This is a genomic window from Streptomyces sp. PT12 (assembly GCF_003311645.1).
Taxonomy (GTDB): Bacteria; Actinomycetota; Actinomycetes; order Streptomycetales; family Streptomycetaceae; genus Streptomyces.
In genome coordinates this window covers 1-1,613 of record NZ_QEST01000115.1, presented here as the reverse complement: position 1 = coordinate 1,613, position 1,613 = coordinate 1, and the positions used below count along the sequence as shown (strand labels likewise).

1 protein-coding gene is annotated in these 1,613 nt (G+C 68.1%); it reads left to right on the top strand.

The features are described from left to right. Positions 1-74 precede the first annotated feature (74 nt). The gene (locus DEH69_RS13430; protein WP_113687185.1) at positions 75-1,451 is read left to right on the top strand and encodes an IS1380 family transposase; all 1,377 of its coding nucleotides are present in this window, start codon (positions 75-77) and stop codon (positions 1,449-1,451) included. The last annotated feature ends 162 nt before the right edge of the window (positions 1,452-1,613 follow it).

The following is a 1,613-nucleotide window of genomic DNA, read 5'->3' as shown; positions in this document are numbered from 1 at the left end:
GAAAGTGCTCTTGACCTGCAACGATAGGACTTGCTGAGGGTCCTGTTGGCTGCAAAGAAAAGAGCACTTTCCAGGTGAAGTACTCTATCGGGTCCTACCCGCATGTTCGTGTCCAGGACGACGGCCGTCAGGTCGTCTCCCAGGCCGGTTCGGTACTGCTGGTCGAAACTGTCCGCAAGACCGGCCTCGGCCGGGCCATCTCCGCAGCCCTCGCGCCGTGGCGGAAGCCCCGAGCCGTCCACGATCCCGGCAAGACACTCGTGGACCTCGCCCTGGCGGTCGCGCTCGGTGGGGACTGCCTCGCCGACATCGCCCTGCTGCGGTCCGAGCCGGCCGTGTTCGGGCCGGTCGCCTCCGATCCGACGGTCTCCCGGCTGATCGACACCCTCGCCGCCTCGGGCGACAAGGCGCTGACCGCGATCCGCACCGCACGTTCCGAAGTCCGCCAACACGTCTGGGCATTGGCGGGTGACCAGGCTCCACATGCCCACGGGCAGGTGATCGTGGACCTGGACGGGGTCCTGGTCGTCGCACACTCCGACAAGCAGGATGCGGCTGCGACCTGGAAGAAGACCTACGGTCACCACCCGCTCATGGGGTTCGTCGATCACGGACCGGGAGGAACCGGGGAACCCGTCGCCGCTCTCCTGCGTCCCGGCAATGCGGGCAGCAACACCGCCGCCGACCACATTACCGCCGCCGGACTCGCCCTGGCTCAACTACCGGGGAAGTACCGGCGGGGACGGCGGACGCTGATCCGCTGCGACACGGCCGGGGGCACCCATGAGTTCATAGCCTGGCTTGCCCGGCGAGGACGCTGGCTGTCCTACTCCGTCGGCATGGTGATCACCGAAGCCATCCACCGCCACGTGCTGAAGATCCCCGCATCAGCGTGGACGCCTGCCGTTGAGACCAGCGGCGAGGTCCGTGACGGGGCCTGGATCGCCGAACTCACCGGCGATCTGCTCGACGGATGGCCCAAGGGCTTGCGATTGATCGTCCGCAAGGAACGGCCGCACCCCGGAGCCCAGTTGAGGATCACCGATGCGGACGGCATGCGGATCACCTGCTTCGCCACCAACACCCCCAAGACCCCGATCGCCGAACTCGAACTCCGTCACCGGCTACGGGCCCGCGCCGAGGACCGCATCCGGGCCGCGCGTTCGACCGGCCTGCGGAACCTGCCCCTGCACGACACCGCGCAGAACAGGGTCTGGCTGGAGATCGTCCAGATCGCTCTCGACCTGCTGGCCTGGATGCCCATGCTCGCCCTGACCGGCCCCGCCCGGCTCTGGGAACCCCGCCGACTGCGGTTCCGCCTGTTCTCCACGGCCGGTCAACTCGTCACCACCGGCCGACGCCGCATCCTCCGCCTCGCCCGCCACTGGCCCTGGACCCGCGAGACCACAGACGCCCTCGAACGCCTCGCACTCCTGCCGAACCCTGGCTGACCAGGCAAATGCACCTGTCCCTACGAGAAAAGGACCAAGCCCGGAACAGTGGAACCCGGCGTCCACCCGAGACGACACCCGGGCCCTCGACCTGCCCACCCTCAACCACGGACAACAGAACGGGCCCCGACTCCGTCAGCGGCCCACCACGAAAGATCGAGG